Raw genomic sequence first — 14,660 nt, 5'->3', positions numbered from 1 at the left:
TCGAACTACCGCAATCACACTCAACATTCTATTACCGATAACTCTCAACTCGTGTCTGTTTTTAATGCTTCACCAAGGCAACCAAATAGAACGCAAGAAAAATAATTTTCGTAAATAACCTTGAATCAAAAATTTTCCGCCCCTATCTCTTTAAGCACTGGTGAGAGGGCGAATATCGCGCTCACCGGTACCGACAACAATGTCATGTATTGCTTCTAATGGAGAATATAACTATGAACACTATCGATTTATCACCACTTTACCGTAACAGTATTGGCTTCGATCAATTTGCATCACTGCTGGATCGTGCGCTAAAAAGCGACAACAACAGTGCTGGTTACCCGCCATACAACATCGAGGTGCTGGATGAAAACCAGTACGGTATCCAATTAGCTGTCGCCGGCTTCACGCTCGCTGAGCTGGATATCACGGTGGAGAAAAATGTACTAACGATCCGTGGTAACAAAGGTAAAGAAGAGGGTAAGAAATACCTCTACCAAGGCATTGCTCGCCGTGGATTTGAACGTAAATTCAACCTCGCTGACCACGTTGAAGTACGCGGTGCGGATCTGGAAAATGGCCTATTGATGGTACATCTGGTCAAAGAGATCCCAGAAGCGATGAAGCCACGCAGTATCGCCATTAATTATAAAGACGCAGCAACATCGCAGCCGCGTTTGAACGAAGCGGAAGAGCAGCAAACCGTCACCATCGACGCCGCCTAATCAGTAAAGCAGCCGTCAATTATACGGCTAGTTATCTCTTCCTAATCAAGGGCTGCCTCTGCAGCCCTTTTTGCTATTGGTCTATTCTTGTAGCTGATATACAGGCGTGATAATAAATATGAAACATATGGTTCACTGCCCTCTCCACTTCTCAATCGGTTGTAGAAACAAAGCATGAATAAAGGCCTAACGAAAACGTTTTCAAGTGAGTATGTTCACCATGTCTGGCGCAAAAACCGACGCTATTGGCTTATTACGCTTGTCTCATTGTTCTCAGGTTGTACTGTTTACACCGGCCTGCATTACGACCAGATTTACGGCTTTGCCGAGCCACAACCACGGTTGGTCAGCAAGCAAGATCCTGCCGCGCAACACTATTTAGATACCGTTCGCCCTATCATCGAAAAGCGCTGTGTTGCGTGTCATGCCTGTTACGATGCCCCTTGTCAGCTCAAACTATCCTCGGCGGAAGGGATCGACAGAGGCGCAAGTAAAGACCAAGTCTACGATGGCACACGTTTACTGGCCGATAAGCTCACCCGTATGTTTGTCGATGCGCAAACCACCGCCGAGTGGCGTGACAAGGCCTTTTATCCCGTCCTCAATGAGCGCGCACAAACAAAAGAAGCAAACCTAGAAGCCGGTGTGATGGCGCGTATGCTGCAGCTTAAGCAAGCACACCCGCTTCCTACAACCCCGCAATTAGACGCTGATAAATGGGACTTTGCTCTCGACCGCGATCAGCAATGCCCCGACATCGAACAGATGACTAGCTATGAAAAAGATCATGCTCTATGGGGAATGCCCTACGGTTTACCGGCCATCCCCAAACCGGAACACGACATTTTGATCGACTGGCTGGCTAAAGGTGCCATCATGGCGACAATGCCAGAACCCAATGCAACAGACGCGAAAAAAATTGAGCACTGGGAAGCTTTTCTTAATGGCGACGAACTGAAGCAGCAACTTACCAGTCGTTACCTCTACGAGCATCTATTCCTTTCATCACTCTATTTCGATGAGCCTGACACAACACCTCGTTATTATCGTATCGTACGCTCAGCCACACCTCCCGGCCAAGCCATTGAGCCTATCGGCACACGGCGTCCGTTTGATGATCCAAAAGTTAAACGGGTTTATTACCGCCTGATGCCGGATCGAGAAACTATCGTCGACAAAACCCACATGCCCTACCGCCTCGATGCTCAGCGACTTGAGAATTGGCAAACTTGGTTTATTGACAGTAATTATCAGGTATCTGCGCTACCCGGTTATCATCCTGACGTTGCCTCCAACCCGATGCGGGCATTCCATGATCTACCCATTGATAGCCGCTACCGCTTCCTACTCGACGAAGCACAAAATACCATCATGAACTTTATTAAAGGCCCCGTTTGCCGGGGACAGCTAGCACTCAATGTTATCAACGACCGATTCTGGGTGTTTTTTGTCGACCCGGACTTGATGAAATCAGCCAGGCTCAGTCAGTTTATCAATGAACAGGCTGTTAACCTCGACCTTCCGGCAGAGAAAGATACCGTTGTATTGCCACTCAGTAACTGGCTTAACTACAGCCACGCTGAACGCCGCTTTTTAAAAGCAAAAAGTGAGTTTATGAATAAGGTGTTTCAAGATGGAGAACATTTAACGCCAAATCTGATCTGGGATGGGGATGGGGTCAATCAAAACGCTTCGCTCACCATCATACGCCACTTCGACAGTGCCAGCGTCATGCAGGGGCTGGTGGGCAAGCCACCAAAAACAGCATGGATCATCGATTACACCCTGCTGGAAAGGATCCACTACCTGCTCACTGCTGGCTTTGACGTTTACGGTAATTTCGGCCACCAGTTACTCACCCGTATGTATATGGACTTCCTGCGAATGGAGGGCGAGTCAAACTTCTTAACCTTGTTGCCCGAAGAGAGCCGTAGTAAGGCGCTTCAAAGCTGGTACCAAGGGGCAAGTAAAGAACTGAATGACTATCTGGATACAGGCGTTGGCCAATTCCATCAACCCACAGCTATCCGCTACCGTACTGAAGATCCAAAAGCAGAACTATATGACTTACTGAAGCAACGCTTAGCTAAAGTACTTCCAGATAATTACGAAGTTGATAGCAGTCAATTGACCGAAACATCAAAAGCGTTATTGAAAAAACTAGAGGTAAATATCAGTGGTGATCGCGCCACCCTGTTTCCGGAACTGACATTTATTATGATTGAGCAAACGGATCCAACCGCAACACCTCAGCTATTCACCCTGATGCGCAACAGTGCGCATAAAAATGTCTCCAGTCTGTTTGACGAAACGGATAACCGTGACACAGCCAAAGACAACATGACCTTGATCCACGGTTTAGTCGGCAGCTACCCCAGCGCCTTTTGGCATTTGCAGGAATCCGATCTACCACGACTCGTAGACACTATCAGTGCCGTTGAATCAGAGTCAGGTTATCGGCAATTACTTGATCAATATGGAATACGGAGAACCGCTCAGGACTTTTGGAGTTTCAGCGATCGCCTTAATCAGCAGTATATGCAGATGCGCCCAATTGAGGGCGGGCTACTGGATTACAACCGTATCGAAAATCGTTAAATAGCCAGGAGGCTATTTAACGCACCAGTGAAATAGCAAACATGATCAGGCAGTTTAATCGCGGTTAGTCGTCGTGAACGATCTTACTCTTACGACGTAAACGATCACGAAAACGGCTTTTCGCTAACTGCTGCATATCTTCAGTGATATCTGTTTCATCAACAATTTCACGTCCTAACAGAGTTTCAATCACATCTTCCAGCGTCACGATACCTGCTGTTTGGCCGTACTGATCCTCAACCAGAAACAGATGTTCTTTTCTGGAGATAAATAAGTCTAATAATTGTAAAACCGGCAGCTGCTCTGACACGCGATGAATTGGCTGAGCTAACTCCGCCAATATGGTATCCCCTTTGCCATGTCGGGCTTGTTCCGACATCGCACGATGGTTCACTATACCAATAACATGATCGATACTCTCCTCATACACAGGAAAGCGGGTGAAGCGCTGTGTCAGCTCTTCGTTCAACGCATCAGTGACAGAACTCTGTTGGTTGAATGCATGCACGACTGTGCGTGGCGTCAGGATCTGCTGCGTAGTGCATTCCCTTAATCCAAGGATATTTTCAAGCAGCAAGCTCTCTTGTTTAGCAATAGCCCCGCCCTTATAACCCAAGGTGGTAAATGCCTGAATCTCTTCCCTACTGATACGATCCTGTTGGTCTTTACTAAACAAACCTGTGATATAGCTCGACAACCACACCAACGGAAACACCAGTTTTACCAGAAATGAAATGAGCCTAGCAGACGGATAGGCCAAGCTACGCCAGTGCGTCGCACCCAGTGTTTTTGGAATAATTTCGGAAAGATAAAGAATGGCTAAAGTAAGTAAGACGGCAATCAGGCTTTCCCATTTAGCGCCAAAAAGTTGCACAGCCTGCGCACCAACACCTGCCGCCCCCATGGTATGAGCAAAGGTGTTCAAGATGAGAATACTAGAGATGGAGTGCTCTATATTATCTTTTACTCTGGATAACGCCTTTCCCTTCGTCTGATCGGCCTGGCAAGCACTTTCAACATAACTAGGAGTAATCGATAGCAGCACCGCCTCCAAGACCGAACAGATAAACGAAACACCAATAGCTACAAATAGATAAATCAGCAGTAGAGTCATTAAAAATCTTTTAAATCCAATAAGAAACAGGTTGAAGAGCTACAACAGCAAAGGTTTTTCCTCAGCGCCTGGAACGAAGTGAAGAGGCAAAGAATGCTGCTTTCCACAGGATACCAGCAAACAGAGATATACCGTTACTCTCCATTGCAGCAGGATAGATCAAAGGTGAGCCAAAATTGAATGAAATTTTTTGAAACAAACGACATAGCTGACGGCGTAAAACTTGGTAGTCGCGATAACCTACACAGGTTTAGGCAAGGGATACCCAATCTTAGCTCTCACCATGAGACCTTCCATACCCCCAGACTCAAAAACCTCACTTCCGTAAAACTTACGGCACAGGCAGTTTCTATAGTTTTTTGTAACAATCACCAACTATTTTCCATCTGAGCACCCGAACTAATAAAGGGCAGACTAATAATGCGTGTACTAATTAATATTTTCTGTTTGTTTAATTGAGATTAACATATAAAACCAATAGAGAATTAATCCTATTAATAAATAAAGAGTTAATTAAAACCCATTGAATTACAAATACCAAAAACCAAAAAACTCACGTTTAAAACGGATCGTATAGCACCAACATAAAAACTCACAAAATTAGTGAAGGCAAATATAAAAACAAAGATAAACATTCAAAAACAAATTTAAAATGAAAATGTTTACCCAATAAAAACAAACCACTTGGAAACAAGTGCAAAATATGCTTTACAAATAAGTCACCTCACAATTCAAGTGCTCACTCATAATATTGTAAAAATCATAATCTCTCTCTAGGTTTTTATTTGGTTCTAAGACCAGAAAAATTAAAACAACACCAGAGAGAGAACAATGAAACCATCAAACAGCAGAAATAAATTATGGTTGGCGCTACCGTTCACCGTCGCCATATCTACACCAAGCTATGGCGCAGAACTCAGCGCCTTTGACGGCACATCCCAAGCACTAGAACGCCCCATTACCCTTGTTAAACAAGGACCCCAAAAACGCTACATCATCAAGTTCAAAGCAGCGTCTACGCCCTCAATGCTGACGACCGCAGACGCAACTGAATCAAAAAAGAAAGTCAGGAGCAAACTGTTACGATCTGGATTTGCTACTAACGCTAAAGTTATTCGTCAGATCGCAACCGGTGCCTTTGTTGTTGAAGGTTCGATGAAAGCGGGTGTCAGCCCACTGATCATGCAGCAGAATGCAATGGCCAGCGGAGAAATTGAGTACATTGAAGAGGACCGTTTACTACAGCATTTTGCGGTACCGACAGATCCGAGCTACAGCCAGCAATGGCACTACTATGAAGCCACTGGTGGTATGAATCTGCCCGCAGCATGGGATGAGACCACGGGTAACGGCGCAGTCGTTGCGGTGCTTGATACCGGATATCGTCCCCACATCGATCTGGTCAACAACCTCCTACCCGGCTATGACATGATTTCAGACGACTTCGTCGGTAACGATGGCAATGGTCGTGACGCTGATGCCCGCGATCCTGGTGATGCCGCATCACGAGGTGAGTGCGGTGGCGGTCAACCTAGCCAAGATCAATCTTCGAGCTGGCACGGTACCCATGTAGCGGGCACCGTCGCAGCAGAAACTAACAATAGTACCGGTGTCGCGGGTGTCGCATATAACGCAAAAATAGTACCTGTACGCGTACTCGGAAAATGTGGTGGCTACACATCAGATATCGCTGACGGCATGATTTGGGCCGCAGGAGGAAACGTATCAGGCGTGCCCGCTAATGCCAATCCAGCTCAGGTGCTTAACCTTAGCCTTGGTGGCGGTGGGAGCTGTGACAACACGACTCAGGCCGCGATCAATACCGCCAGAAACTTAGGTGCAACTGTGGTGGTTGCTGCTGGTAACTCTAATGCCAATGCGGCCAATTATAGCCCAGCCAGTTGTAGCGGCGTGATCACTGTGGCAGCAACCAATCGCAATGGTGGTCGTGCATATTACTCTAACTACGGCAGTGTAGTGGAAGTCGCTGCGCCTGGTGGCGATGTTCGCAGCTCAGCGAGTAACGGTATACTGTCCACGTTAAACAGTGGTGCAAACGGTCCAAGTAGTGATAATTATGCGTGGTATCAAGGCACATCGATGGCCTCCCCCCACGTCGCCGGTCTGGCTGCGCTGTTATATGCCGCCGATCCTAATATTACGCCCAATGAAATCGCCACAGCCATTCAACAAACGGCCCGCCCCTTCCCTGCATCATGCTCAAGTTGTGGCGCAGGTATTGCCGATGCAGCAGCGGCTGTTGATTATGTATTAGGTAATGACGGCGGCGGTGAACCCAGCGGAGGCTTTACTGAAACCAACCTTGCTGACACCCGTCGTGGTTGGCAGTATTTCACCGTCGAGGTACCCGCAGGGATTAACAAGCTAGACGTTACTATGAGTGGTGGATCAGGAGACGCTGATCTCTATGTGCGTTACGGCGCAAAGCCAAGCACCCGCAACTGGGACTATCGCCCTTACCTAAATGGTAACAACGAATCGGTCAGTGTAAGCAACCCCAACTCTGGCGTTTGGCATATAGGTGTTAGAGCCTATAGCACCTACAGTGGCGTCACGCTGCAGGTAAGCTACTAAACAGATCGAGCTAACCGCACTGCAAGTGACAGGTTTGATGTTAATGCCGCTTACCAAGGGTGAGCGGCATTATTAAGGGCACGTTTCGTTGGCTTATTAATCAACGACGATAACCTTTTAAGTAGATAAAGGTAAAGATGAAAAAATTTCCCAAAAGGCAGCTTGCGCGAAGCGCTTAATAGAAACTAACGAGAGGTATAATTTACACCAATGACTTTGACTCTTACGGGGTCAATTAGCCATATCCGACGCGTGAAAGACGCACATAAAAAATCGGAATCCTGAAAACAGAATTCCGATTTTTATCTCTTTAAAAGAGCCGTCAAGTGAACATTAAAACCGTTAACTTATCGGCATTATCACCGTAGTGATTTTTGGATGTTCGAGTAATCAACACTCAAACGCCAAGGGCAATTATCATCACTGCTGTTGTATCAAAATCTAAAGGCGATTTTCAACAAGCCCGAGACAACCGTTAAATCATCATCGTCATCGCCAAGATCCTCATAATCACTAGGATCTCGAACAGCAAGAGAGAAATCTAGAGCAACGTATTCCCAATTGTAGCCCAACCCGCCGTTAAGCTGCAGACCTGAAAAATCTTCATCTAAACCAAACGGTCCATCTAAATTTTCACTAAAAAATCCACCACCAATATACGCTTTGAAGCCTTCGGTCATCAGGCCCGTGCCAAAATAACCAAGTAATTCGAAGCCATCAATTTCAAGAGATGAGAGATCTTCATGCTCAAGGGAGTAATAGTTTCCTCGAACTGCAAAATTATCGTTTATCGCATAATCAGCCGAAAGAGCATAACCTTCAAAGGTGTCATCACCATAATCATCACTATCAATAATTAATGCATAGCTGCCCACACCAACCGACCACTGCTTTGTCTCTGACTCAGCAATTGACTCGGCGTTGGCTAAAAAGGGAGCGAACGCAAGGATGAGAATGAAAGGTAAACCAGCAAAAGTCTTCATATAGTTCCTTCTATATTGTATATATTCTAAATTAGCTAAACAGGGATGGTATTCTAACAAGAAATTCAATGGGTAAACAACACATTACGAAGGGTATTTCACATTTAGTTAACAACTTTATTGCGCAACATCAGTGCAGCAACGGTTACTCTCGCTCAATCTATTTCAGGCCATCAAGTGACTGACAGTCACTTCGTTAGTGGTATTAGTCGCAACTCAACTTTATGCGCCAACATATGCTGCTGTTTGATGCTGCGTTTATGCTTTTTTAATTCCGTCCACAATGGCTGCCAAGCCGCTAGCTCTGCCCCATCCAGATACTTCGCTGCCTGATGCTGTTTATTGAAGTCATCGCTACTTCCAACGGCGATTAAGTCATCAGTAAAATCACAGATCAGCAGGCTATTTACTTTAGGTGTGGTCAGGGCGATTTTTAGACCATCGGGGTCAAGATCAGGAAATACCACAATCTGTACTGTTTGAGGCAAACGCTCGATAAGATGACACACCCCTTTAGCCACACTATCGTGACCACGGTAAGTGGCCACAGCGGTTCCCAGTTCGGCCGGTAAGTTCGTGCAATGCCAGTGGTCAAACACATCGAGATTTTCCACGATCACCAACACATCAATCAGCGCTAGCGCTAAGTCGTCGATAGCGACCCGTACACTCATTCTAGGCTGCAGTTTTTCTACACCAGCGCATGGCAGTTTGCCGCCTTGGCTTGTTAATAGAACATACTGCTGTTCGGGCGTCACTGGCGCTAACTTTTCATTCACTAGTCCACTGCGGGCGGCATCTATGCGATGACCCGTGGGTGCGTCATCTAATAACAGGTCACCGTAGCCGCTGCGCTTTGCTTGTTCGCGCAACCACGCTTTGTCTTTGAACTGGAAACGGATCAAGGAACCTTCGATCCGCTCCTGCAGTTCAAACTCATCACAGATCGCCCGCCAACTCGGATTAAGCGTCACTTCATCGCGCCAATAGCGGATCTGTCGCCTGAGAACCTCCAGCTGGCGTTTATTCATCGCAAGCCGACCGACACATCCCGGATCACCACATTGGCAAACGGTGCGCGGGTTTCAGTTTCAGGGTCTAGTTCAAAGTAGGCTTTTTGCTCCTGCGGCAAGCCCTCGTAGCCACCTATCACCTGATAGAGCCAGCTTTCTGCATCGTATTCCAGCTGCTGCTGTTGCAAATAATCCAAGGCGGACAAACTGGCAGTACCGGGTTCAAAGTTATCGATGACATGAACAAAATACTCGCTGACCGCTGCCTTAATCGGATGTTCATCCAGTTCGTAATCTGGATTGTCCTGCAAGATCACTGAATCGCTATGCTGCGGGGCGGCCTGAGTAAATCGCGCCAGACGGTTGGCCTTAATATGCGCCACCAATTCGACTAATGTACTCTCGTGGGCGCTGTTATGAATATCAACACTGGCCGCAGCTATGGCTGCATCCGCCTCGTTAAACAGTGCTGGGATCTGTTTGTGGGACACATGGTTGCCCACCTCATAATCCGGATGCTGCTCGGTATACAGCAGCCAGCCTTTCAACAGTTTGGCACGGCCATGGATCTGCCTAAAACGTCCTAGCAGTTGCAGTAAACGCCCCTGCACCACACTCAGCTCCTGAATACATTGACTGATATTTTGCTGCAAATTCGCCACTAATAGGCGGCGAAGTTCGCGAATATCGCCAGCAATGTCCGCCAACTCTTCAAAGCTGATCATCTCCAAACCTGCCAGCAGTTCGCTGACCTGAGATTGCGCTAATTCATTTTCGCGGATCTTGGCATTAATGGAGCTAACGTAACCGAACTCATTGTTGATGCGACTCCACATCACGCGGATCGAGTGCTGTAAGCCTTCGCTGAAGGCATACACATGCTCAGAGAGATCACGATAGTGAGCATCAGCGGCGGCAATATCGCCCTGATGGCGGGCTTCGGTATAGTGCTGAGCCAAGGTTTTAAATGCGGCGATCGCCGATCCGGCGTTGGCATCGATCTGGCGATTACGCTCATCCTTTAACGCCTCTTCCAGCAAACTACGTACAGCGTGTCGTAGATGCAGATCAGCCCCCGGCTCTGGTCGATATAACACGCCAGCTTTAACCAGTTTGTCTTGTACCTTGGCCTCGACCTGATGATCGCCTATAGAACCTGAGATATAAGCATCCATAATGGCATCGCCATGGCGGGCCAATAGGCGTAAAAACTTAGTGCCCGCTTGATGCAGATTATTACTCATACTCTGCTCCTATCACAGCAAGCTACCCTGGGCGGTGGCGGCTTCAGCATGCGCCTCCAGATCCAGCGCCTCAGTTTCATTGATAAAGCGGATCACCTCGTACAGGTAATCGATTTTTCCGGTGGCAATATAGTATTGCTTCTCCGGGTTCGGGCGCAGTAAGTACCCCAGCTCAACCAAGCGCTTGAAGATCTGCTTAATCTGGCCATCCACTTGCGTGCTTTGTGAGCCAAACAAGCGGTACTTGCTTAGCTTATCCAGTTGCTCGCGAAACGCGGGCGTATCCTCAATAGTACTTTGCAGTTCAGTTAACCTTACTGGCGAGCCTTCACTGAGCGGCGCGTCTTTACCCTCAGCCTCCTGCACTAACATCAACCACTGAGTAAGCGGTATTAAGCCGTTAACGATATCTTTAAACTGCTGTGCAACCACTTTGCGTTCGTCATCACCGAGTTGGCGATAACCGCAAAAAAACACTTCCGAGTCACTGCCGGCACCACACTCACTGAGGGTACGGTTAAGCACATTCAGGTGTTGCTCGACCTGCTCGCGGCGCGCCGGATCTTTAAGCAGGCGCCAGCCCTCTTCATCACTGGTGCGACAGATAAATGCCCCCTGCAGCAGGCGTTCAATCACATGTCCCATGTTGGATAACATCTACACTACCTCCTGCTGCATCTGCGCGGCTTTTTGGTTTAACTTTTCAGCTATGGGATCTATTTTCGGCTTAACCACTTGCAGTTGTCGGCTCTGTTTGTTGATGATGTAGCGGTTGCTGAACAGGCTCAACACCTCTGCGTCTGGATTTGGGAAAGCCCCCAGCACACGGATCTGATTGTTACCGCAGGCATCAAAGATCTTCTTAATATTGTTGTGGGCCAACGTACCCAACTCATCGATTGGCCAATGGATCACGGTTTGCGATCTCCCCCGCAACAAACGGGTAAAGGCCAGCAAGAACTTACACAAAATCAGGTAAGCCATACCGTGGCTGGAGGATTCGTTTAGTTGGCGGTCGGTACGGATCACCAGATCCGAGTTCCCCTCCCGCAAACGCAGTTCGATACCAAGCAAGCTGGCAACCCCGCCACTGAGCGCCGAACGGCCAATAATCTCTAGGGCGCGGCGCATGCTGCTGGTGTACTCTTCGCTGGGTAGCGTATTGAAATCTTCTGCCTGCCAGTTCTTGTATGCCTGCACAAACTCTTGCAACTGTGGCCAGAACTCCAGCTCCGCCACACGCGAGCGGATCTTCACCGCCGATTCAGACACACCATCAAGAAACAGTTCCTCATCCACTTCGCGCGTGATGCGGGCGCTCTGTGAGGCAATACGATTATCAATGCTGTGCAGGACATCGTAGTAGTTGTTCAGATCACGGCCATAGGTGCGTCCAAGTTGTTTAACAGCAGTGATCTTTTGTGGCACCAGCTCGTTAATCAACCGTGCCAGTTCAGGCACTAGCTTGCGATAGTCCAAACTACGCACGCCGCTCTCACCAATCAGCATGCACTCTTCGCGAGAGCGCTCCCATGTTTCCGCCAATGACGAACCATACTGGTTAGCGATCTCGCGATCGAAGCGGTCCACGCCATCTTTCACGGCCGTCAGCAGCTGTTCACGGCTATGCAGTAAAGACTCACCAAGGTTCAACCGCTCGTTCAGCGAACCGGCCACTTCAACAGCGTCCCGCGGCAGTTGCAGTTCATTTAAGCGACGTAACAGGGTTTTCAGTTTTTCTAGGAGCTCTTCTGACTCCAGACGGATAGCCTTAGCCTGCTGCAGCTGACTTTCCAATGTTTGCCGCTGCTGTTTAAACTGGCTGTTAGCAGCGGCCAGTTGTTGCTGTAGCTCGGCTTGTTGATTCTGCAACTCGCTAAACTGGCTTTGCAGCTTCGGCTTGCGTTGAGTCCACTGTACCTTGTACCAGACTAAGTAGTTCGCCACTTCGTCGCGCATCCGCTCGGTGTCCTGGATCTGCCGTTCCAGCGCTTCAATTTCCCGTTTTAATTTACCGATCTCACTGTCATCAACACCACGGGATTTCAATTCACGCTTGTACCAATCACTGCAGGCCTTTAACTCCTGTTTAGCTTTGGCCTGACGCTCCGCCATCTCGTCTCGCAGTTGTTGCAATTGACTATCAATAGCGCCAACGACCTCATCCCAATAGGCCCGCTTTTCCATACTGGCGTCACGTTCCAGCGACTTCTGTAGCTCCAGCCACTCAGCTTGCTCGTTAACTAACTGCCCCAGTTGATGCGCAATTTGCTCTAACTGCTGACGCGCCGCCAGCTTCCGCTCCGCCAGCGCGGCATCGATGCGAGTCTGCTCGTTGCGCTTCTCTTCTTGCAGACGCTTAACGTCAGCACGGGCATTCTTCAGCTCGGTACCGGCAAAGACAAGTTCCCGGCGCACGTCGTCCAATACTTGCGATGCCTGTACCAAGGCCTGCTCAGCCTGCTCCTGCTGATTGCGGGTTTCCACCTGACGCTCTTCGGCTTGTGCTAACTGCAGTTTCAGCTCCTGCTCTGAGCGGGCATATTCTGGGGTCTCTAACGCAGAAAGATCCAACCACACGCGATAGAGCGCTTCTGCGCCATCGGCGGTTAGACTGGGCTTTAGATCCGAGCGTTGCAGCAGTTCCGGATGGATCACCTTACCCAGAGTTCCTTCCCATTGTGGATGTTCTTTACGCAGAAACTCCAACAGCGAGTGGTGGCCTGGATACAACAGTTCATTAAGCGCACGGGCTTGGCTCTCGCATTCGTTGAGGCGGCGAGTCGTCTGGCGCAACGCCTCGTCAGCCGTTTCCTGCTGACGCTTGGCGATCTTTTCCTCTTTGTGTAGACGCTCCTGCTTCTCCTCTACCGCTTCGCGACTCTCATCAGCAAGCAGGATCCGCTCGTCGAAGATCATCAATGCTTGCTTCTCTTCGTCGATATAAGTGACGCCGTCTAACTTGGCTTGCTGCTCCGCTTTTGCTAATTTCAGTTCATACTCGCGCTCTTTAAAACGTGCCAGTCCAGACTGACGACGTTCACTGAATAGTTTCTCTTGCGCCGCTAAGTCATCATGCTGCTGCTCACGCTTGTTATCACGTTCCTCTTGCAAGGTATCTTTCTGCTCATTGAGCTCACTGAGTACTCGATTAAGCTGACGGTCGATCTTACTGCGACGTTCGTTATAAGCGGATTCAATGTCCTGATGGGCTTCGGTGAGCAAACGGAAGCGAGCCTCCAGATTGGCGAGATCATCTCGCCATGCCGTCATCCGCTCTAAGTTGGCACGCGCCTGTTCAATATCTTTGTCCTGATAGCTTTGATACTGGTCTTCAATATTCTGCAGCTCGCTGTCAAAGCTCTCTAACTCCCCCTTAACCACAGACAACTGCTGATTAAGGGTGTCGCGCTGATCTTTCCAGCCGCTTTCCAGTTGCTTATGCTCATTGCCTAATAGCTCTATTTCGGCTTTGGCGTCGCTTTGCCGCGTTAGCTGCAGCGACTCGTCAGCTTGATAGCCCCGCTTTAACCCCGCCAAGCGCAACTCGCATGACAGCAGCTCGTTGTATTGCTGCTCCAGCCGTTCAAACTCCGGCCTTATCGCGGCGAACCCCTGGATTAATTGGCTTTCACGGATCCACCCTTCCACCTTTTGCGGATTAAGGCTGGAAGCGGGCGGCGTCACACCATCCTCTTCCAAAATGGCGGCGATCATCGACTTGATCGTCTCCATCTTGCCCTCTTTCGAGTGCACAGCGCGTGCTAGTTTTTCGATATGTCGCAGGGTGTGTTCGCTATCACACAAGGAGAACTGCCGCGCCAACGTACGGAGTTCAGCTTTGCTACTGCCACTGCTCAGCGCCACACGATCATTCTGAATAATGCCGCGGAATTCACGGGTATTAAGCTGGCGAGTCACTGCCAAGCCTTTACTTTTCATCACCCGACCAAACTCTTCCATGGTCAGAAACGTCAACGTTTCACCATCCCGCTGCTTGAGGTAATCCTCCAGATCAAACCCTTTACCTAGCAGGCGATAACGTACCCCATTGCGATCACTAGCCGCCGCCATCACCGCTTGGCAAAATTCACCGTCCATTCGCTGATATTCATAGACGATATAGCTGTCCTCTCGCGGCAAATACCACTTTTCAAAGCTGTCACGGGTCGACGGCACGACGCGGCTGGGGTATTCACCATAAAACACCGGCACCAGACGCTGCAGCGTGGTCTTTCCCGATGCGTTAGTACCGCAGATATTGGTGTGGCCATCGAGCGCCAATTCCACTACACCGGGTAAGTGGGTGTTAATCAAAATAATGCGATTTAAAGCTGACATAGTTGTTCTTACTGTCTGTGTTGTTCAAATAATGGCCGAGACGCCTG

General features: G+C 48.7%; 9 protein-coding genes. 3 read left to right on the top strand and 6 right to left on the bottom strand.

The features are described 5' to 3' along the window. Positions 1 to 233: 233 nt before the first annotated feature. Both DU002_RS11685 and DU002_RS11680 read left to right on the top strand, forming a co-directional pair. Positions 234 to 725, top strand: a complete 492-nt coding sequence (locus DU002_RS11685; protein WP_114338567.1) for an Hsp20 family protein — start codon at positions 234 to 236, stop codon at positions 723 to 725. A gap of 174 nt (positions 726 to 899) precedes the next feature. Further along, complete coding sequence (locus DU002_RS11680; RefSeq protein WP_114338566.1) at positions 900 to 3,323, top strand: fatty acid cis/trans isomerase; 2,424 nt, start codon at positions 900 to 902, stop codon at positions 3,321 to 3,323. Positions 3,324 to 3,387: 64 nt separating this feature from the next. Here DU002_RS11680 and DU002_RS11675 read toward each other — a convergent pair whose 3' ends face one another. Continuing rightward, positions 3,388 to 4,437 (bottom strand): CNNM domain-containing protein, encoded by a 1,050-nt coding sequence (locus DU002_RS11675; protein WP_114338565.1) that lies wholly within the window; start codon positions 4,435 to 4,437, stop codon positions 3,388 to 3,390. Positions 4,438 to 5,268: 831 nt separating this feature from the next. Here DU002_RS11675 and DU002_RS11670 point away from each other — a divergent pair. Then, positions 5,269 to 7,032, top strand: a complete 1,764-nt coding sequence (locus DU002_RS11670) for a S8 family peptidase (RefSeq protein ID WP_114338564.1) — start codon at positions 5,269 to 5,271, stop codon at positions 7,030 to 7,032. Between the two features lie 434 nt (positions 7,033 to 7,466). Here DU002_RS11670 and DU002_RS11665 read toward each other — a convergent pair whose 3' ends face one another. From DU002_RS11665 to DU002_RS11645, 5 genes are all read right to left on the bottom strand, one after another. After that, positions 7,467 to 8,015 carry a hypothetical protein gene (locus tag DU002_RS11665; protein ID WP_114338563.1) on the bottom strand — a complete coding sequence of 183 codons (549 nt, stop codon included), beginning with the start codon at positions 8,013 to 8,015 and terminating at the stop codon, positions 7,467 to 7,469. Between the two features lie 188 nt (positions 8,016 to 8,203). Beyond that, positions 8,204 to 9,046 carry a DUF7281 domain-containing protein gene (locus DU002_RS11660; RefSeq protein ID WP_114338562.1) on the bottom strand — a complete coding sequence of 281 codons (843 nt, stop codon included), beginning with the start codon at positions 9,044 to 9,046 and terminating at the stop codon, positions 8,204 to 8,206. Continuing rightward, entirely contained in the window at positions 9,043 to 10,272 is a 1,230-nt protein-coding gene (locus tag DU002_RS11655) for a phosphoenolpyruvate carboxylase (protein ID WP_114338561.1), read from the bottom strand. Before DU002_RS11655 ends, DU002_RS11660 begins: the two co-directional genes overlap by 4 nt. Positions 10,273 to 10,284: 12 nt before the next feature. Beyond that, the gene (locus DU002_RS11650; RefSeq protein WP_114338560.1) at positions 10,285 to 10,929 is read right to left on the bottom strand and encodes a hypothetical protein; all 645 of its coding nucleotides are present in this window, start codon (positions 10,927 to 10,929) and stop codon (positions 10,285 to 10,287) included. After that, positions 10,930 to 14,613 (bottom strand): ATP-binding protein, encoded by a 3,684-nt coding sequence (locus tag DU002_RS11645; protein ID WP_114338559.1) that lies wholly within the window; start codon positions 14,611 to 14,613, stop codon positions 10,930 to 10,932. Positions 14,614 to 14,660: the final 47 nt, after the last annotated feature.

The organism is Corallincola holothuriorum (assembly GCF_003336225.1).
GTDB lineage: Bacteria > Pseudomonadota > Gammaproteobacteria > Enterobacterales > Neiellaceae > Corallincola > Corallincola holothuriorum.
Note: the sequence above shows the minus strand (reverse complement) of the source record. Positions and strands in the feature narration are given on the sequence as shown.

Bases quoted from the DNA above. Each gene is read 5' to 3' on its own strand.
- DU002_RS11685 (WP_114338567.1), top strand. From the start codon at position 234: ATGAACACTATCGATTTATCACCACTTTACCGTAACAGTATTGGCTTC.
- DU002_RS11680 (WP_114338566.1), top strand. From the start codon at position 900: ATGAATAAAGGCCTAACGAAAACGTTTTCAAGTGAGTATGTTCACCAT.
- DU002_RS11675 (WP_114338565.1), bottom strand. From the start codon at position 4,437: ATGACTCTACTGCTGATTTATCTATTTGTAGCTATTGGTGTTTCGTTT.
- DU002_RS11670 (WP_114338564.1), top strand. From the start codon at position 5,269: ATGAAACCATCAAACAGCAGAAATAAATTATGGTTGGCGCTACCGTTC.
- DU002_RS11665 (WP_114338563.1), bottom strand. From the start codon at position 8,015: ATGAAGACTTTTGCTGGTTTACCTTTCATTCTCATCCTTGCGTTCGCT.
- DU002_RS11660 (WP_114338562.1), bottom strand. From the start codon at position 9,046: ATGAATAAACGCCAGCTGGAGGTTCTCAGGCGACAGATCCGCTATTGG.
- DU002_RS11655 (WP_114338561.1), bottom strand. From the start codon at position 10,272: ATGAGTAATAATCTGCATCAAGCGGGCACTAAGTTTTTACGCCTATTG.
- DU002_RS11650 (WP_114338560.1), bottom strand. From the start codon at position 10,929: ATGTTATCCAACATGGGACATGTGATTGAACGCCTGCTGCAGGGGGCA.
- DU002_RS11645 (WP_114338559.1), bottom strand. From the start codon at position 14,613: ATGTCAGCTTTAAATCGCATTATTTTGATTAACACCCACTTACCCGGT.